Source organism: Marinobacterium jannaschii DSM 6295 (assembly GCF_000620085.1).
GTDB lineage: Bacteria > Pseudomonadota > Gammaproteobacteria > Pseudomonadales > Balneatricaceae > Pontibacterium > Pontibacterium jannaschii.
This window is the reverse complement of record NZ_JHVJ01000010.1, coordinates 42,692-61,778: the sequence shown is the minus strand read 5'-3', so window position 1 is coordinate 61,778 and position 19,087 is coordinate 42,692. Positions and strand designations below refer to the sequence as shown.

The following is a 19,087-nucleotide window of genomic DNA, read 5'->3' as shown; positions in this document are numbered from 1 at the left end:
ATTCCAAAGCTATGAAGTAAATTCAGATTAAAAAGCCAGGCCTACAGCCTTTATATCCTTAGCTTCGCTATGTTCTGAAAGCCCTCTTCCTCTCTAAACTATCCACCATTCGAGACAGTTTATTATGGGGAATTTAGAGATGGCATTTGTTACACCATCACATCTGTTACTGATGAGCGTGGCGGCGATCTGGGGCTTTGCCTTTGTCGCCCAGAGTGCGGGGATGGACTATCTGGGGCCGCATAGTTTTAATGCTGCGCGTTTCCTGTTGGGAGCCTTGTCGCTGGTGCCGCTGTGGTTCCTGATGGGCAAGAAGCGCCTGCCGCAGGGTAAGACCTTGCTGTGGGGAGGCCTGGCGGCGGGTACCATTATGTTTGGCGGCTTCAGCTTCCAGCAGATCGGGCTGCTGTATACCACGGCGGGGAATGCCGGCTTTATTACCGGGATGTATATCGTACTGGTGCCGATTGCCGGGATCTTTCTTGGCCAGACCACTAACCGGCAGGTTTGGGCCGGGGTGATCCTGGCGGTGCTGGGCCTGTACAGTCTGTCGATCGGGCCGGACTTGACCATCGGTTACGGTGATATGCTGGAGCTGATCGGTGCGCTGTTCTGGACGGCGCATGTAATTATTATCGGCTGGCTGTCACGTAAGGTGGATGCGATCGGCCTGTCGATCACCCAGTTCCTGGTGGCGGCGGTTTGGGCGACCATTGCTGCGATGCTCTATGAGACGCCAAGCCTGGGTGACTTTGGTGCTGCCTGGATGCCACTGCTCTATGCCGGTATCGCGTCCAGTGGTATCGCCTGCACCCTGCAGATTATTGCCCAGCGCCGGGTCGAACCGAGTGTGACGGCACTGATCCTCTCTACTGAGGCGATCTTCGCGGTCTTGGGTGGCTGGATGTTGCTGGGCGAACATTTCGGAAGCAAGGAGCTACTGGGTTGCAGCCTGATGCTGGCGGGTATGCTGGTCAGCCAGTGGCCAAGTAGAAAACGCGAAGAAGAAGCGGTTGCCCAGAGCTGACAGGACTCCAGGCGATTTATTTAAAAAAGGTATCGGGCAGGGCGCGGTCTACCGGTTGTGAGAGGATCATCATGGTATTGGTGTCACTCAGATCGATAAAGGCTTCAAGGATCTCGTCCAGCTCGGTCATCGACTTAACCGCCAGTTTCACCAGAAAGGCCTGCTCGCCGGTCACGTTGTAGCAGGCCACCACCTCATCGTAACTCAGCATCAATGCCTTAAATTCCCGCTCCTTGGTGCGGTACACCTTACACTGCACCAGCGCCACGATCGGATAGCCCACCTTATCCAGATCCACCTTCACCGAGTATCCTGTAATCACTCCGGCGCTTTCCAGCTTGCGAATACGCTCCGCCACCGCCGGTGCGGACAGATGAACCTTCTTACCCAACTCGGCAAAGGAGATACGGGCGTTTTCCTGCAGGGCGGCGATTATCTTGCGGTTGGTGGCGTCGATCATAGTCTTTTGGCTTCCACGGATTCGGCGCTTACTATCCCTGTTTCAGCCTGCGGCGGCAAGCCGCTCCAACAAGCTATTTCAGGAACAGCTGCGCCGCCTCAGTCTGGGAAAAGGGTGCCGGCGGGCTGGCGAATAGCCGGTTTGCCAGGTAGTGGCGAAAGTCCACCAGAATCTGTTCCATCTCCACCAGCTTGCCCCCCTGCCCTTTGGTTGCGTGCATGCCCCTTTGTACCCGCTCGCAGATTGCCTGATCCTCAGCCAGAAAGGATGCCGTGAACTGAAACTCAGGGCTGTCAAAACTGGCAACCGGCTTTTCTGTCAGGCCACCCGGAATCACCCGGCACTGTTCGGGGCCATCCGGCAGTACCTGAATCCAGTCGACACCCTCATAGGTGATCACCATCACCAGTGATGGCGGCAACGAAAGCAGCAGATAGTGATTATAGGCTTCGGGATAGCTGCCACTGAGCCACTTCACCACCTTGCTACGGTTGTCTTTCATGGCGCCACCGGTCAGGGTCCATTCACTGCTGCCTGCGACATAATATGCCTGCTTGCTCGGCGTCATCGGTTCCAGTGTCTCCTTATGCACCTTAAATAGATGGTAGCTTTCCATGCCGTTTTCCAGTGCTAGCTTCCAGTTGGCGTTCCAGTGTTCCGCCTCGGCATGGTAGCCATGCCGATAGCGCGACAGATCAAACAACGCCAGATAGTCATCCAGCCCCTTAACGCGCTCGCTGAACGGACGCGGCTTCTCGGCCAGATTGATAAACACCAGCCCCTGCCAGCAAGCCACAGCAAAATGCGGCAGGCAGTGGCGATCTTTGTCGACCTGATTGTCGCTATCGAAGGGCACGCCTTTCAGGTCGCCATTGTCACCATAGGTCCAGGCGTGATAGGGACAGACAATATTTTTCTCGATGCGGCCAAAGCCGTCGTCCAGCAGTGACGTACCCCGGTGGCGGCAGATATTGGACAGTCCCCGCAGTTCACCATCACGGCCCCGTAACAGGGCAACCGGTTCACCGGCGATATCCAGTGCAAAGTAATCACCCGGCTCAGACAGTTTCGCCTCGGCACAGGCAAACACCCAGTCATTGTGGAACAGCTGCGCCACTTCCAGTGCGAAGATTTCCGCATCGTGGTAAACGGCAAACGGCAGGCAGTGCGCCTGATCCGCGCCTGCGCTGGCTGATTGCTGGTATATCTCTGGCAGTGATTTCTGCACCTTGTAAGCCCTCTTCTGGTCCGAGCCAAGTTTACATATTTAAATTGTCATAATTGACAATAAACGAGATAGTAAGTTAAATTGTCGAAAATGACAATTTAACTTGAGAGCAAATCATGGGACGCCCCAGCAAGAAAGAGGAACGTACCGAGGAGATCCTCAATGCCTTTTACCGCTGTGTCGCACGCTATGGATTAGAAGGCAGCACCCTGGAGCATATCGCCGAGGAATCCGGATTGAAACGCAGCCTGGTACGCCACTTTGTCGGTAACCGGGAGGAACTGGTCCAGTTGCTGGTCGATCGGGTATTACAGCAGTCCGCCGCGCAATGGCAGGCGATGATCAGCTCGCTACCCGCAGAGCAGCGCCCGGAGGCACTGCTGGATACCCTGTTCTGCGATCAGTACAGCGATGCCGAATATGTGCTGGTAATCGAGTCCCTGATCTTCTCAGCGGGGCGGGATCCGGCCCTGCAACAGCGGATGCAGCAGTGGCTGCAGGGCTTTACCGATGATATCGCCGCTATCCTGCAAGCCGATTATCCAGCGGCAGAAACGGCTACTTTGGCTGCGGTCGCCTACGGCATCGTATCGATCTACTTCAACCTGGATTCCCTGGCGCCACTGGGAATGAATGCCCAGTACCGTCAGCCCGCCCGCACCGCGGCAGGCTATCTGTTGGAACGACTTCAACAATCACCCGCCACAGCGGAGACACACTGATGAGCCTGCCTTATATCCTGGGAATACTACTGTTGCTCTGGGCTGGCTACGACCTGGTACGGGGCCGCGTCTGGCTACACCGCGAGTTTCAACGCAGTGACGAGCCCTGGGCCTACTGGAGCACCCTGTCACTCTGGCTGCTGGTCGCCACCTCCTGCTTCGTCTGGGAGATCTGATCGATGACACTGCCGAAACGCAACCTGGCTTTGCGGGTGATCTATAGCCTGAGCATGGTCGCTATGTTTGTCTTCCTCGGTTGGCAGGCGCTGGCTTACGACAGCATCCTCCCGACGTCCTCCGCTTCCCCCGCAACTACATCAGCAGTGTTGCAACCTGTGGAAGTCACCGCCTTTATCGGTATGAAATAAGGGAGTCCGATCATGAATGAATCCAGCTGGCTGGAATATATCGAATATAGCGCCTTTATGATCTACGACTGGGTGCTGGTGTTTGCGGTGCTGTTTTTGAGTCTGGAACTGCTCAATGAGGTGCTGACGCGCCGCTTCACCGGTGCGCGTGGTCTGGAAACCCTCTCCAGCCTGTTTACCCAGGTACCCTACTATTTTTCCGAGCTGTTGGTGTTCGGCGCAGCCATCTACCTTTACTACAGCCTCTACGCCTATATCCCCTGGCAACAACCGGTCAATGGCTACACCGCCTTGTTGGTGCTGCTGCTGGCAGACCTGACCTACTATATCGAGCACTACGCCCTGCATCGGATTCGTGTCTTCTGGGCCGCCCATTCCGTCCACCACAGTTCCGGGGTCTACAACACGGCGACCGCCTTCCGTTTCAGCCTGTTCGATCCGGTGGTTTCGGTGCTGTTCCATCTGCCACTGGTGTTGATGGGCTTTAATCCCATACTGATCTTTGCCGCCGAAGTTCTGGTGCAGGCCTACCAGTTCTGGATTCATAACGAGATGATCGGCAAGTTGGGGCCACTGGAGTGGATACTCAATACGCCCTCACACCACCGGGTTCACCACGGTCGGGAGAAGCGCTATATCGATAAGAACTTCGGCGGCATTCTGATCGTCTGGGACCGGATCTTCGGCACTTTTCAGGCCGAAGAACGCCTGCCAACCTATGGTCTGACGACACCAATGACCAGCACCAATCCGCTGAAGGTACAGTTCCATGAGTTTGCCAGCCTCTATGCCGACCTGAAGCAAGCCCGCGGTATCGGCGAATTCGGCCGTTACCTGCTCAAACCGCCGGGCTGGAAACCAGACGTTGAATAGGTACTCAAAATCACTGGCACAGTACTTGCCCTAATCCCTCTGTTATCTGTTTTCCGGTATTTAATGCCCCTTTTACACAACCCCTTGCCGCCGACCGGCAGTCTGGTTAGGTCAAACGGGCTAAGCCTTGCCGCTGAAGCAGCGCAATTACCGGAAAACAAGGAACCTTATTAACAGGCAGGGATTTGCAATGAATATCTCACTTTCCACTCTTCTTCCCGGTGTCGCACCGGCCCAGATCCACTCCCATTCGGCCACCCGGGCAGAGGTCCAGGAACTGGTTGCCGAAGGCTTGGTCGGCAAACAGACCAGCGGCATGAATGTGATGTCGGTGGATAGCATGGACATCTTCCAGGTCACTCAATGGAGCGAGCAGACCAACAGCCAGTGGTGGGGCTTGATCGGCGAAGGCGATATCGGAGCGGAAGCGGCGGGCTACCTGGAGCAGATGACCGCCGAGCGGCGCGGCCATGCCAGCCAATATCTGGATGATTACTTCAGCCTCTCCAACAAGATGGCGAATATGCTGCAGGACGAGTATCCGCGCTCAGCTGACCTCGACCAGCTGCTGGACAATGTCGCCGAAGGGCGCAAACCCAGCGAAAATGCCGATGGCTCGGTGCTACCCAAGGCCGAGGTGCTCGACGCATTCTGGTCGCAGCACGAATCTGAAATCAATCAGATGCTGGACAGCTATGAAGCACTGAAAGCCTCGCCGACTCACCTCTCAGAATGGCTGGATCAGAAACAGATCGAGCGCTCACCTGAGCTGGACCGCATCGTGGAGAAGCACCGCTACAGCGGCCTGAACGGCAATTTTGAAGCCAGTGAAGGCCTGGTCAGCAGTGCTCAAACCATTCTGAGTCGCCACGGCGATGGTACTGTCGGTGACAGTGGCAAGGGCTTGAATGTGTTCAACGACACTGTCGATACGGCCCTGTATAACCGCTACGACAGCAAGGCTGCCAGCGACCTGATGCAGCGTTCAATCGAGATATCCCTGCGTATGGGCGATGCCGCTGGAATGAAGTATGCGGTCGGTAGCGAGATGATGCATAACGAACGCAGCGCTATGCTGGCCAGCTACCAGACCCTCTACCAACCGCTGTCTGACAGTTTCTACGGCCGGCTAGGTGACCTGGAACCCAACTACAGCCTGCAGGATATGCTGGATAACCTCGCGGCCGGCAATGATCCGGCGCAGATGGATGATGGCAGCCTGCATCCCGACGCCGAGAAGATCCAGACATTCGCCAGCCAGTTTGCCAACAACCTCGAAGCGGTCGGCCAGAAGCAGCAGCAACTGGATGACCTGCCGAAAACCCGCCAGGAGTGGCTCGCCATTGACAGTAATGCCCGTAAGGCTGAACAAGTGGTGTTTGAGCAGTACGGACTGGAACCCTGGGAACAGGGCATGAACGCCCGCATCCATCGTGAGGGGATCTGGACCGGGCTGGACTATTACCAGAGCCAGGGCCCGGAAGCCAAACAGGAGATTATGAATCAGGCAGTGCAACGTGCCGAGCGGCTGGAAAAGCTGGTGCGCCAGGCCCTGTCCGGCTATGAATCCCAGGGGCTGGACCTGCAGACCGTGGTGGATAACTTCCGCTTTAACCGCCCGCCCGGACTCACCGCTGAGGGTGATATCCATCCCCGCAACGGTGCCCTTGAAGGTCTGCTTAAGGCCCATGAAGAGGATGTGATCAAGTATATCGACTCGGCCTGGCTGATCGGCGAGCAGGATAACCTGGCGATGGTGGATTACAACGACTGGATGACTTCGGAGCGCGCCTCAGAGTACGCCGGGGATCTGGTGGCGATGATCCAGCAAAGCCGCGCGGCGATCGATCTGGATAGCCTGGTCGGCCAGCAGCAGGACAGCTTGCTGGCGATGGGGAACGGTCAGGAAGAAAGTAACGCCTGATCGGGCAGCATCAATCTGACTGCGCCAGCTGCTGGCGCAGCAGGCTGCTAATCATAAACTGCAGGTCATTCAGCGTGCGCTTAGCGCGCTCGCCTTTCTGATGCACCACCACCAGGAAGATCGCATGGGTGGTCTCCAGATAGAGCCGCCCGAGGCGTTCACGCTCCTTCAGGTGGCGGTTGATCCCCATCCGCTTAAAGATCTCTGCCATCCGTCCGATCTCCAGCTCGTCATGGCGGCTGTCCAGCTCACGCAGCTCCGGCACCGAAAACATCGCCTGCACCAGGGTCAGGATTGCTTTCTGACGGCGGTAGACCTTGAGCTTTTCCTGCAGCATATCCGCCACCAGCTGATCCGGTTCCATCTGCTCGATCGACCAGCTGCCGATCTTATCCAGCGCTGCTTCGACGTTATCCAGCCAGCTCGACCCCATCGCATAGAGGATGGCGTGTTTGTTGGGGAAGTAGTGGTAAAGTGAGCCGACCGAGATACCGACCTCTTTGGCGATCAGGATGGTATTGAGGTCATCCAGTCCGACCCGCTCCAGCAGCTCGCCGGTGACTTCGATAATCTGTTTAGAGCGCTGCTTCGAGCGCCCCTGCACCGGCGCATTACGCGGCTTCAGATCCTGAGGCTTCTTTTTCGGCAGGTCCGCCATCTTGGTATCGGCGCTGCACGTCTGGGAGGATTTCGATGTCATGATCAAGCTGTCTGAGGCTGCCTAAGCCGGAATGGCAGCGCCATTATATACAGATGGCCCGATACGCCCCTAGAAAAAACGATCACGCATTGAGTAATAGAGCATTCCCGCTACCAGTCCCGGCCAGCGCAGCAGGGTACCGCCCGGAAAGCCCGGCGTTGGCACCCGGGCAAAGACATCAAACTTCTCCGCCGTGCCACTGATCGCCTCCGCCACCAGTTTCCCCCCCAGGGTAGCCAGCGCCACGCCGTGTCCGGAATAGCCCTGCGCCACGAAAAGGTTATCCTCCACCCGGTCAAAATAGGGCATCCGGTTCAGGGTGATCGCCAGGGTACCGCCCCAGCCGTAATCGATCTTCACATCACTCAACTCAGGGTAGTACTGCAGCATATAACGGCGTACAAAGGCGGGAATATCTGACGGGAAGCGACTGCTGTAGTTCTCGCCTCCGCCCCACAACAGGCGGTTGTCACCGGAGAGCTTGAAGTAATTAATCACAAACCGGGAGTCAGCCACCGCCACATCATCGCGGTTGATGCGGCGACAGGTCGCTTCATCCAGCGGTTCGGTGGCGATAATAAAGTTGTTGATCGGCATGATCTTCCCGGCAATGCGCGGCTCCAGCTTGCCAAGATAACCATTGCAGGCCAGTAGCAGGTACTTCGCCCTGACCCGCCCTTCGGCCGTCACCACCTCGGAGGTGGCACCGGACTGGTAATGCGCAACCCGGCTGTCCTCAAAGATCCGCACCCCCGCCTTGTCCGCCGCAGTTGCCAGCCCGAGGGCATAGTTAAGCGGATGCAGATGGGCCGCATCGGTCCAGTACTCGCCACCGTGGTAACAATCGTTGCCCAGCATCTCCGAGACTTCAGCTTTCTCCAGGTAGCAAATGGCGTCATAGCCCAGTACCCGCTGCTTGTACGCCACCGTTTCCCGCATCTCGCTGGCATGATCCGGCTTGGAAGCCACATGCAGCACGCCGCGCTTCAGGTCACAGTCGATCTGGTGGCGCTCGATCAGTTCCCGTACCAGGTCGACCGACTCCAGCGACATCTGCCACAGGGCATCGGCGGCCTGGCGGCCCACCTTCTTCACCAGCTCTTCATGGCCCATATTGTGGCCCTGGCAGACCTGACCGCCATTGCGTCCGGAAGCCCCCCAGCCGACTTTCTCCGCCTCCAGCAACACCACCGAATAGCCCTTCTCAGCCAGATGCAGCGCCGCCGACAAGCCGGTAAAACCGCCGCCGATGACGCAGATATCAGCTTCGGTATCGCCCTGCAGCCGCGGATAGCTCTTTTTCTCATTGGCCGAATCGGCGTAGTAGGAGGACTCGTAACCTTGCAAACCCATAATCTGTCTCCGTGCGGTGAGATCGGCCGGACACCGCAGGCCACTGTTAGCTGTCTGCGAATGCGGTGTTCCGGATAGTGCCCGTTGCCATGCTGATTAGCCAGCACAAATATCAGCCAGGGCCACAAAACCGAATAATACTTCTAATTAAAGAAATATCCAACAACCCATAAGCCGAATATTTATTCTATTTTTTGATTGCGCCACAGGAAGATATGACATAGCCTTAAAGCCGAATAATGATTCGACTTAGAAAGACACTTCAGAGACTTTCCAATCCGAATCATTGTTCAACCAAATAATCCCGCTTTGCGCTGGCGAATTATCACACTGCGCAGCACAATGAGAGCAACGCAGACAACCGATTGTCTGCCTGCAAAGACTACAGAAGGTGATGTATGGAAGCCGTACGCAGGTTTCTCAAAGAGAACGCCATAACTGAAGTAGAGTCCACCCTGCCGGATATGACCGGCAACGCCCGCGGCAAGTTTTACCCCACCCAGAAGTTTCTGGACGAAAAAGGCGGACGTATCCCGGAAACCCTGCTGGTGCAGACCGTGACCGGTGACTGGGCCGACAACCACTACGACATTGTTGATGCCAGCGACCGCGATATGGTGCTGAAGCCGGACCCGGATACATTGCGGCTGGTTCCCTGGGCTGGCGAGCCCACCGCACAGGTGATCAACGACTGCTATACCAGCGATGGCGAACTGCATCCCCTCTCCAGCCGTTCGGTGCTGCGTAAGGTACTGGCGCTGTACGAGAAAGAGGGACTGAAACCGGTCATCGCCCCGGAAGTGGAGTTCTACCTGATCCAGAAGAACACCGACCCGGACTATGAACTCAAGCCCGCCATCGGCCGCTCCGGCCGTCGCGAAGTGGCTCGTCAGTCCTATAGCATCGATGCGGTGAATGAGTTTGACCCGATTATCGATACCCTCTATGACTACTGCGAAGCCCAGGGGCTGGAGGTGGATACCCTGATCCACGAATCGGGTGCCGCCCAGATGGAGATCAACTTCCTTCACGGCGATCCGCTGAAACTGGCCGACCAGGTGTTTGTGTTCAAGCGCACCCTGCGTGAGACGGCGATGAAGCACGGGGTCTACGCCACCTTTATGGCCAAGCCGATGCAGGCAGAGCCCGGCAGCTCGATGCATATCCACCAGAGCCTGATCGATGTCGCCACGGGCGAGAATATCTTCGCCGGCAAGGATGAGAAATTCAGCGAGCAGTTCTATCACTTCCTAGGCGGCCTGCAGAAATACACCCCTAACGCGATCAGTTTCTATGCCCCCAACGTCAACTCCTACCGCCGTTTCGAGCCGGAGATCTCGGCACCGGTAAATATGAAGTGGGGCATCGATAACCGCACCACCGGCTTGCGTGCTCCCGACGCACCGGCGGCCGCCACCCGGATTGAAAACCGCTTCCCGGGCGCGGACTGCAACCCGTACCTGGCAATTGCCGCCAGCCTGGCCTGTGGTTATCTGGGATTAAAAGAGAAACTCAAGCCCACCAAGCCAACCTTCGACGCTGCCGCCGAAGAGGGTGATATGGTCGAACTGGCACGCACGCTGGAAGAGGCGCTGCGCTTGCTGGAGGAAAGCCCGGAGCTGGGCGAGATCATGGGCGAGCAGTTCATCAAGGCTTACATTGGCGTTAAACGTGCCGAGTTTGAGACCTTTAATAAGGTGATCAGCTCCTGGGAGCGTGAATACCTGCTGATGAACGTATAAAGGCGACGGCATCCGGCTGACAAGGCAGCCGGATCTTATCCGAATTTGACTGTAAGTGAGGCGAAAATAATGAAAACAGCTTTACCGTCCGGTGTTAAATTTACCCTCTCCGCCCTGGCCCTCGGCCTGAGCGCAGCCCTGGCACCGATTCAGGCCCAGGCGCAGGAAGTACTGAAGATCTACAACTGGTCTGACTATATCGCCGACGCAACGATCGACAAGTTTGAGAAAGAGACCGGCATCAAGGTGACCTACGATGTTTACGACAGCAACGAGACCCTGGAAGCCAAGCTGCTGGCCGGTAACTCAGGCTATGACCTGGTGGTACCCAGCTCGCACTTTATGGAGCTGCAGATCAAGGCCGGTATCTTCCTGCCGCTGGATAAGAGCAAGCTGAGCAACCTGCCCCACCTTGATGACACCCTGATGGCCCAGCTGGAGAAGAAAGATCCGGGCGCTAAATACGGCGTGCCTTACCTCTGGGGCACTACGGGCCTGGGCTACAACCCGAAACAGGTGGCCGAAGCCCTGGGCGAAGATGCCCCGGTCAACAGCTGGGATCTGGTCTTCAAGCCGGAGAATATGGAGAAGCTCGCCGAGTGTGGCGTCACCTTCCTCGACTCACCGGATGAGATGATCCCCTTCGCCCTGCTCTACGCCGGTCAGGATCCCAACAGCCTGAAACGCTCAGACCATAAACGCAACGCCCCGGCGGCCAAGGTGCTGCGCTCGGTGCGGCCTTATGTGAAGCAGTTCACCTCCTCCCAGTACATCAACGACCTGGCCAACGGCGACAGCTGTGTTGCAGTCGGCTTCTCCGGCGATGTCTTCCAGGCCGCTGCCCGGGCCGAGGAGGCCGGTAATGGCGTCGAAGTGAAATACGCCATTCCTAAGGAAGGCAGCGAAGTGTGGTTCGATATGCTGCTGATCCCGGCTGATGCCGGCAATGCGGACAACGCACATAAGTTTATCAACTTCCTGCTGCGTCCGGAGATCATTGCCGAGATCACCGACTACGTCTGGTACGCCAACCCGAATAAAGAGGCCACCGCGCTGATCGACAAGGAGATCGCCTCAGACCCGGCGATCTACCCGGATAAGGCCACCATGGACCGCCTCTTCGTCGCCAGCCAGCCGACGCCGAAACTGGCGAAAATCAAAAACCGCCTCTGGTCCGATATCAAAACAGGACGCTAAAACCGCTAAACGCTTTGCTTAACACCTTTGAAGTGCATCGAAGGCGTTCTTATCCCCGGCCCCGGCCGGGGATTTTTTATGCATTGCCAAGAAGACCCTGTGAACGAGAACAGCTCCCCTTGGGTTTCGCTGCGCTCAATACCACGCTACGGGATCTCGGCTCTGGATTGGGCATATTGCAGGAGTGCACTCCGTGCGCGAATGAACCTCACAGCCAAACCCTTCGCCCGCAGAGCGGCCTCCCACAACAACCAACTCACCCTGCCTGATTCCCATACCCCGAGGCGGTGCAAGAACCTGTAGGTTGGTGATGAGGAGCGAAGCGACAAATCCCAACAGTGCCGTGAAGTCGACAAGAACACAGGAATTCGAGTCATTTGCCGAGACTCGCAAGCTCATCACCAGCCTACACCGATTCATGGGTAAGACCTTCACAACCTCAGCCCCTGAACCAGCGCCATGGGCGCAACCAAAGATCCGTGGGTTTCGCTACCCTCAACACCACGCTACAGAGCGCCCATATCCCCTTGCAGGGTTCCACCGCTGTGCATTCCCACGGTGCGTAACAATCGAGATGGGACTCGCAGCGGGATAGCCTTGTTGAGGGAATTAAAATGGCCCCACCCTCCCAGGGCCCCCAAATAAAAAAAGCCCCTCCGGTTTGCACCGGCGGGGCCTAAGTCATCCACAAGGGTAAACTCGGTTGTTACGAAGTAGCGCGCTCCTTCAGGAAGTCGGCCATCCAGCCGGCAACCAGATGGGAGTCGGTCGCTGCATCCGGCTCACGCAGGCTGATCAACCCCGCTTCAGCGGCGTCATCCGGGATCACAGCGCCCTTGCGCAACTCAACCAGGGCATCTTCGTAGGGCAAGCTGAATTCCGGGTGCGCCTGGAAGGTGACAATGCGGTCGTCGTAGATCAGGCCGGCATACTGGCAGAATTCGGAGGAAGCGAAGACTTCGGCATTGTCCGGTTTGCTCAGTACCTGATCCTGGTGCATGGCGCTGATGCTGAATGAGGTCGGGGCATTTTTAATAAAGCCGCTGGCGCCACGCAGCTCGTAGCTGTGCAGGCCAACACCCCAGCCACCCGGATATTTATCCACATGGCCGCCAAAGGCTTCGGCAATAATCTGATGACCGAAGCAGATCCCCACCAGAGGCTTGCCTGCCGCATGGATCTCAAGAATCAGCTCTTTCAGGCGCAGCATCCAGGGCAGGTTCTGATAGACATTGAACTTTGAGCCGGTAATGATCCAGCCGTCGCACTGTTCCGCACCGCCGGGAAACTGATCGTCACGGACATCAAACACTTCATACTCAAAGTGCTGACGGGCCTGATCAAACAGCTGCACAAACATATCGGCGTAGGAGCCAAACTCGCCCAGCAACTCATCCGGTGTAATACCGGTGGCAAGAATACCTATCTTCATTTCTGTAACCTTAGAACTGTCTACTTACTGTTATGACAACAAGCCTGCCGCCGGATATTCCGGCGGCCCGGCAGGGTCTTTATCTTGTCTGCGCCCTATTCCGGCTTGGCCAGCAGTCGTGCCTGGCGGCGCATCTGGAACATCGCCGCGATGACGCCAATCGCCACTACCGCGATCATCAGCGTCGCCAGCGCATTCACTTCCGGTGTTACTCCCAAGCGGACCTTGGAGAAGATCACCATCGGCAGGGTGCTGTTACCCGGCCCGGAGACGAAGCTGGCGATTACCAGGTCATCCAGCGACAGGGTGAAGGACAGCAGCCAGCCGGAGATGATCGCCGGGGCGATCAGCGGCAGGGTCACCAGGAAGAACAGCGAGGATGGTTTGGCACCCAGGTCCATCGCCGCCTCCTCCAGCGTTTCATCCATCGAGGACAAGCGTGCCTGCACGATCACCGCCACATAGGCCATACAGAAAGTGGTATGGGCGATAATAATGGTGCCGGTGCCCCGGCCCGAGGGCCAGCCGAACATCCCTTCCATCGCCACAAACAGCAGCAACAGGGAGAGACCGGTGATTACCTCTGGCATCACCAGCGGCGCGGTGATCCAGCCGGAGAGGATCATCTTGCCGCGGAACGGCCCGAAGCGGCTGAGCACAAAGCCGGCCATGGTGCCCAGCACCACGGCCAGCGAGGCACTGATAAAGGCGATTTTCAGACTGAGCAGCGCGGCGTTGATGATCTGCTCGTTCTGCATCAGCTCGGCGTACCATTTCAGCGACCAGCCGCCCCACACCGTCACCAGCTTGGATTTGTTAAAGCTGTAGATGATCAGCGCGATAATCGGCGCATAGAGAAAGAGAAAGCCGAAGCCCGCGGAAACATTCAGAAAGATCGATCTGCGTTTCATCAGACAGTCTCCTCTTTACCCTGGCCGTTACGGATCAGCATGATCGGCAACACCAGTACAATCAACATTACGATGGCAACCGCCGAGGCCATCGGCCAGTCACGGTTGAGGAAGAACTCATCCCACAGTACCCGTCCGATCATCAGGGTATCGGAGCCACCCAACAGGGCCGGAATCACAAACTCGCCCACCGCCGGGATAAACACCAGCAGACAGCCCGCAATGATGCCCGGAACGGCCAGCGGCAGGGTGATCAGGAAGAAGCTCTGTATCGGGCGGCAGCCCAGGTCTTCAGCGGCCTCCAGCAGGGTCATATCCATCTTTTCCAGCGCGCTGTACAGCGGCAACACCATAAATGGCAGGTAGGTATAGACGATGCCGATATAGACGGCGAAGTCGGTCTGCAGCATCACCAGCGGCTGATCGATAATGCCGGTCGCCATCAGGAACTCATTGACGATTCCGTTCTTCTTCAGGAAGCCCATCCAGGCGTACACCCGCAGCAGGAACGAAGTCCAGAACGGCAGGATCACCAGCGCCAGCAACAGCGCCCGCTTACCACCCTCGGCACGGGCGATCATATAAGCAATCGGGAACGCCAGAATCAGGGTGTAAAAAGTTGACACCGCAGCGATGCGTATCGAGCTGAGATAGGCATCGAGATAGAACGCATCCTCCAGCAGGTAGAGGTAATTGCCGATGTTCAGCTTCAGGGTCAGGTAGGCCTCTTCCAAGTCCCACTCTAACAATGCGCTGTAGGGCGGCACCGCGATGGCGGCCTCAGACAGCGAGATCTTGAACACCACCAGAAACGGGATAAAGAAGAATACCGCCAGCCACAGGGCCGGTACCGCCACCACGGCGGTCTTACCCCAGTTCACCCGGCGGATAAAGTCGTATTTTGTCATCCTCGATGACGCGTCGTGTATCAACGCTGCTCTGGAAAGAATACTCATGCGGTCAGCACCACGCTGCTTTCTTCATCCCAGCACAAAAACACTTTGTCGTTCCAGGTGAAACGGTCACCCATTGAACGGGTAAAGTTCGGCTGGGTTACCCGCACTTCCTTGCCGTTCGGCAGGCGTACCCGGAACACCGACAGGCTGCCCATATAGGCAATATCTTCGATCTCGCCCTGGATGCAGTTGTCCTGCTGCTGCGGACGGTTGTGGCTGATCTTGATTTTCTCCGGCCTGACCGCCACATGGACAATCTGTTCCGGAGCGCAACTGATGCCGTGGTTAACATACAGGGTGGCACCGGCTTCCGGCGACTCGATCCGTACCCGGTCCGGCTCATCCTCAATTACCTTGCCCTCAAACAGGTTCACCGAGCCGATAAACTCGGCAACGAAGCGGCTGTTCGGGTACTCGTAGACATCGTGCGGCTCGTCGGTCTGGACAATCACACCGTGATTCATCACGCCGATTCGGGTGGCGAGGGTCATCGCCTCTTCCTGGTCATGGGTCACAACCACGAAGGTCACGCCCAGCTCCTCCTGGATATTGATCAGCTCGAACTGGGTCTCTTCACGCAGCTTCTTATCCAGCGCCCCCAGCGGCTCATCCAGCAACAGTAACTTCGGACGCTTGATCAGGGCGCGGGCCAGGGCGACACGCTGACGCTGGCCACCGGATAGCTGGTGCGGTTTACGCTTGCCCAGATGTCCCAGCTGCACCATATCCAGCATCTGCGCCACCCGCTGTTTCACTTCACTGCGGGAGACACCCTCGCGCTTAAGGCCAAAGGCGACGTTGTCCGCCACACTGAGGTGGGGAAACAGGGCGTAGGACTGGAACATCATATTGACCGGCCGGTTCCAGGGCTGGATACCGGCCATATCGATGCCGTCGATCAGGATGCGGCCACTGGTCGGAGATTCAAACCCGGCCAGCATACGCAACAGGGTACTCTTACCCGAGCCGGAACCGCCCAGCAGGCAGAACAGCTCGTTCTTATAGATATCCAGCGAGATATTATCGACGGCGGTGAAGTCATCAAATTTCTTGGTGACATTCTCAATCCGGAGGAAAGGTTCAGCACCCTCCTGTTTCCAGAGTGGTTGCTGGCTGGCAGAAGCGATGGTGCTGTTCTGCAGGTCGATTGGCTGAGACGAAGTCATATCAAACCCTCGATTATTTATTCTTATTAGGGACATCAGATCCTGCTACTGGCACACAGTAGTCCCTCAGGAAATGGCTAAGTAAGCGCTCTCGCGAAAAAGTACTTAGTTAGCCACTCGCCGCTGACGGCCGGTCAGTCCGGCGGTGACAACACTGCCACCGCCGGTCGCCGCAGCGATCAATACAGGCTTAGCGACCTGTTTTAATGCCGGTCCAGGCGCGGGTCAGCAAGCGGTCAAACTTGGCGGTGTGGGCATTCTGGGTAAACAGGTTAGCCTTCACTTCATCAGACGGGTAGATTCCCGGATTTCCGATAACATCCTTATTCAACAGCGGCTCGGCGGCTTTGTTGGCTACGGCGTAGTAAACAAAGTTAGAGATGCTGGCGCTGGTTTCAGGCTTCAGGATGAAGTCGATAAAGGCGTAGGCCGATTCCTTGTTTGGCGCATCGGCCGGAATCGCCAGCAGGTCAAACCAGACCAGCGTGCCTTCCTGCGGGATAGCGTATTTGATCTTATGTCCCTGCCCGGCTTCCTCGGCACGGCTCTGTGCCTGCAGGATATCGCCGTTGTAGCCCAGCGCGACACAGATCTCGCCGTTGGCCAGATCGGAGATATATTTACCAGAGTGGAAATACTTGTAGCTGCCGCGCACCGACTTCATCAGCTCAGTGGCTTTCTTCAGGTCGGACTTCTTCTCTGAGTTCGGGTCCATTCCGGCATAGTTCATGGCGATAGACATCACCTCTGCCGGAGAATCCAGCAGACCAATACCACAATCCGCCAACTTGGCCGCCACCTCAGGGTTGAAGATCAGGTCCAGCGAGTCGAGGGATACATTACCCAGACGCTCTTTGACCATCTTTTCGTTGTAACCCAGGCCAATGGTGCCCCAGGCATAAGGCACATTGTGCTTATTGCCGGCATCGTGACGGGCAACTTTCTCGACCAGCACTTCATCCAGGTTGCCGTAGTTCTTCAGCTTCGACTTATCGATCTCAGCATAGATTCCGGCCTGTACCTGACGCTCCAGAAAAGCTCCGGTCGGTACCACTACATCGTAACCGCTGCCGCCAGACATCAGTTTGGCTTCCAGCACTTCGTTGGAATCGTATACGTCGTAGTTAACCTTGATACCGGTCTCTTTCTCGAACTGCTTGATCTCTTTCGGATCGATGTAGTCAGACCAGTTGTAAACGTTGAGGACTTTCTCTTCAGCCATCGCTGAGGTGGAAAGGGCCAGTGCCAGAGCAGCAGTCAAACCAATCTTCTTATGGTGCATCTACAATCTCCATTTTCAGGCGTTCTCTGTGCGGCCCCAGCGGTGTTACGCCCGCGAAGGTCCGCAAAGTCGTTTGTTGTTTTTATAGTCCCGGCAACAACCTGCAGGCTGCCACCGACCTGACCAGCAGCCCCGAATCCTGTCGGGGCCTGTTTGAATGTACGTTACACCGCTACCGGCGCTATATACCCTTGTGGGGGTATTTGTACCTTCAGGGCCGCCTGCATTCGCTATGCGAGCAACAGACCGCCATAAAAAAGCCCCGCTTATATGCCTGCCCAGGCATGCGAGGCTTCAGATCAGAGGAATCCGAGATAGGATTCATATTCCACATCAGAGATCCGTTCATGCAGCTTGCGCTGCTCCTGGCGTTTGGCGGCGGTAAAGACACGCACAAACTCCTCGCCCAGGTACTCCTTCAATACATCGCTGTTATTGAAGATAGACGTGGCATCATCCCACTTATTCGGCAATACCAGATCCTGATTGGTTTCGGCATAGGCATCTCCGGTGATCGCCGCAGGCGGCATCAGCTTGTTGTCGATGCCATACAGGGCACCGGCCAGAATCGCTGCCAGCACCAGATAAGGGTTGGCATCGGCACCGGCAACACGGTGCTCGATACGACGGGCGACCGGCGGGCTTTCCGGGATACGGATCGCCACGGTACGGTTCTCATAACCCCAGCTGGCGCAGGTCGGCGCATGGGCACCGACCATAAAGCGGCGGTAGGAGTTCATATGAGGTGCGAAGGTCAGCATGCTGTCGGCCATGGTGTGCATCAGGCCCGCCACCGCATGTTTCAGCAGGTCAGTCCCTTCATCACCGCCATTATCGAAGACGTTGATGCCCTCTTCGTTCAGCAGGCTGAAGTGAACATGGAAACCGTTGCCACTCTTCTTGGCGTAAGGCTTCGCCATAAAGGTCGCAGCATAACCGTGTTTACGGGCGATACCGCGCACCAGGCGTTTGAACATGATCGCCTGATCACCGGCCAGCATCGGATCGGGCACGTGATTAAGGTTGATCTCAAACTGGCCCGGACCGAGCTCCGAGATAATAGTGTCGGCAGGTACGCCCTGAGCGTCGCAGACTTCACGCACCTCGGTGAAGAACGCTGACAGACCGTCCATCTCATCGATAGAGTAGCAGTCCGTTTCGGACAGGCGACGGCCATGCCCTTCCACCAGCACCGGTGGACGCGGACGCTGAGTCTCTTCCGACTTGCCATCCATCAGGTAAAACTCCAGCTCGGTCGCCACCACCGGCGTCAGGCCTTTGGCTTTAAAGCGGTCAACGACGGCACTCAGTACCTGACGCGGATCGGCACCGAAGCGGCTGCCATCCGGGTTAAACATCGTTGCCAGTATCTGCGCCCGCGGAGACTCCGCCCAGGGCACATCGACAGGAGAATCATGTACCGGCATACAGATGCCGTCACTGTCACCGGTTTCGAACACCAGACCGTTATCCAGTACATCGTCGCCCCAGAAATCAAAACCGATAACGGAACGTGGCAGCTTAACGCCCTCTTCCATTACCTTACCTACCGAATTCGCAGGCATACGTTTGCCTCGCAGATTACCGTTCAGATCGGTAATAAACAGGTCGAATTCTTTATCGTTATTAGAAGACATATAAGATTCTCTCCAGAAACCTTCTTGCGCACGTTTCCGCGCCGGGTGCTCTGCCGTTCAATACGGTGTAAGCATAGCCCAGACACATCAAATGTGATCACAAACATTA

18 protein-coding genes are annotated in these 19,087 nt (G+C 56.7%); 8 read left to right on the top strand and 10 right to left on the bottom strand.

Translation table 11 applies throughout. From position 1 onward, the window contains the following. Positions 1-139: 139 nt before the first annotated feature. Complete coding sequence (locus Q354_RS0108195) at positions 140-1,027, top strand: DMT family transporter (RefSeq protein WP_156948268.1); 888 nt, start codon at positions 140-142, stop codon at positions 1,025-1,027. Between the two features lie 16 nt (positions 1,028-1,043). On the opposite strand, the gene Q354_RS0108190 is transcribed toward Q354_RS0108195, so the two are convergent. Further along, positions 1,044-1,487, bottom strand: a complete 444-nt coding sequence (locus Q354_RS0108190; RefSeq protein ID WP_245601014.1) for an Lrp/AsnC family transcriptional regulator — start codon at positions 1,485-1,487, stop codon at positions 1,044-1,046. A 73-nt stretch (positions 1,488-1,560) separates the two neighbouring features. Then, complete coding sequence (locus Q354_RS27285; RefSeq protein WP_051559988.1) at positions 1,561-2,715, bottom strand: aromatic ring-hydroxylating oxygenase subunit alpha; 1,155 nt, start codon at positions 2,713-2,715, stop codon at positions 1,561-1,563. A 116-nt stretch (positions 2,716-2,831) separates the two neighbouring features. On the opposite strand from Q354_RS27285, the gene Q354_RS0108180 reads away from it, so the two are divergent. From Q354_RS0108180 to Q354_RS0108160, 5 genes are all read left to right on the top strand, one after another. Then, positions 2,832-3,437, top strand: coding sequence for a TetR/AcrR family transcriptional regulator (locus Q354_RS0108180; RefSeq protein ID WP_027857176.1), 606 nt, complete (start codon positions 2,832-2,834; stop codon positions 3,435-3,437). Next, on the top strand, positions 3,437-3,613 hold the full coding sequence (locus Q354_RS28450; protein WP_169828870.1) for a hypothetical protein: 177 nt from the start codon (positions 3,437-3,439) through the stop codon (positions 3,611-3,613). Before Q354_RS0108180 ends, Q354_RS28450 begins: the two co-directional genes overlap by 1 nt. A gap of 3 nt (positions 3,614-3,616) precedes the next feature. Next, entirely contained in the window at positions 3,617-3,805 is a 189-nt protein-coding gene (locus Q354_RS0108170) for a hypothetical protein (RefSeq protein ID WP_027857175.1), read from the top strand. A gap of 12 nt (positions 3,806-3,817) precedes the next feature. Then, on the top strand, positions 3,818-4,678 hold the full coding sequence (locus tag Q354_RS25030) for a sterol desaturase family protein (protein ID WP_051559987.1): 861 nt from the start codon (positions 3,818-3,820) through the stop codon (positions 4,676-4,678). A gap of 190 nt (positions 4,679-4,868) precedes the next feature. After that, complete coding sequence (locus Q354_RS0108160) at positions 4,869-6,602, top strand: hypothetical protein (RefSeq protein WP_027857174.1); 1,734 nt, start codon at positions 4,869-4,871, stop codon at positions 6,600-6,602. A 10-nt stretch (positions 6,603-6,612) separates the two neighbouring features. Here Q354_RS0108160 and Q354_RS0108155 read toward each other — a convergent pair whose 3' ends face one another. Both Q354_RS0108155 and Q354_RS0108150 read right to left on the bottom strand, forming a co-directional pair. Beyond that, entirely contained in the window at positions 6,613-7,302 is a 690-nt protein-coding gene (locus Q354_RS0108155; protein WP_245601013.1) for a TetR/AcrR family transcriptional regulator, read from the bottom strand. 69 nt (positions 7,303-7,371) lie between these two features. Continuing rightward, positions 7,372-8,655, bottom strand: a complete 1,284-nt coding sequence (locus Q354_RS0108150) for an NAD(P)/FAD-dependent oxidoreductase (RefSeq protein WP_027857172.1) — start codon at positions 8,653-8,655, stop codon at positions 7,372-7,374. 398 nt (positions 8,656-9,053) lie between these two features. Between Q354_RS0108150 and Q354_RS0108145 the strand changes: the two genes are divergently transcribed. Beyond that, positions 9,054-10,397 carry a glutamine synthetase family protein gene (locus Q354_RS0108145; protein WP_027857171.1) on the top strand — a complete coding sequence of 448 codons (1,344 nt, stop codon included), beginning with the start codon at positions 9,054-9,056 and terminating at the stop codon, positions 10,395-10,397. 69 nt (positions 10,398-10,466) lie between these two features. Continuing rightward, positions 10,467-11,594 carry a polyamine ABC transporter substrate-binding protein gene (locus tag Q354_RS0108140; protein ID WP_051559986.1) on the top strand — a complete coding sequence of 376 codons (1,128 nt, stop codon included), beginning with the start codon at positions 10,467-10,469 and terminating at the stop codon, positions 11,592-11,594. 706 nt (positions 11,595-12,300) lie between these two features. Here the strand turns inward: Q354_RS0108140 and Q354_RS0108135 are convergent. From Q354_RS0108135 to Q354_RS0108110, 6 genes are all read right to left on the bottom strand, one after another. Further along, on the bottom strand, positions 12,301-13,026 hold the full coding sequence (locus Q354_RS0108135; RefSeq protein WP_027857169.1) for a glutamine amidotransferase-related protein: 726 nt from the start codon (positions 13,024-13,026) through the stop codon (positions 12,301-12,303). 95 nt (positions 13,027-13,121) lie between these two features. Beyond that, on the bottom strand, positions 13,122-13,937 hold the full coding sequence (locus Q354_RS0108130) for an ABC transporter permease subunit (protein WP_036229029.1): 816 nt from the start codon (positions 13,935-13,937) through the stop codon (positions 13,122-13,124). Further along, positions 13,937-14,845, bottom strand: coding sequence for an ABC transporter permease subunit (locus Q354_RS0108125; RefSeq protein ID WP_245601012.1), 909 nt, complete (start codon positions 14,843-14,845; stop codon positions 13,937-13,939). The genes Q354_RS0108130 and Q354_RS0108125 overlap by 1 nt, the downstream gene beginning before the upstream one ends. 44 nt (positions 14,846-14,889) lie before the next feature. Continuing rightward, the gene (locus tag Q354_RS0108120) at positions 14,890-16,059 is read right to left on the bottom strand and encodes an ABC transporter ATP-binding protein (protein ID WP_027857166.1); all 1,170 of its coding nucleotides are present in this window, start codon (positions 16,057-16,059) and stop codon (positions 14,890-14,892) included. A gap of 190 nt (positions 16,060-16,249) precedes the next feature. Further along, positions 16,250-17,341: a polyamine ABC transporter substrate-binding protein gene (locus tag Q354_RS0108115; RefSeq protein ID WP_027857165.1), complete on the bottom strand. Its 1,092-nt coding sequence runs from the start codon at positions 17,339-17,341 to the stop codon at positions 16,250-16,252. 299 nt (positions 17,342-17,640) lie between these two features. After that, positions 17,641-18,978 (bottom strand): glutamine synthetase family protein, encoded by a 1,338-nt coding sequence (locus Q354_RS0108110; RefSeq protein ID WP_027857164.1) that lies wholly within the window; start codon positions 18,976-18,978, stop codon positions 17,641-17,643. Positions 18,979-19,087 lie beyond the last annotated feature (109 nt).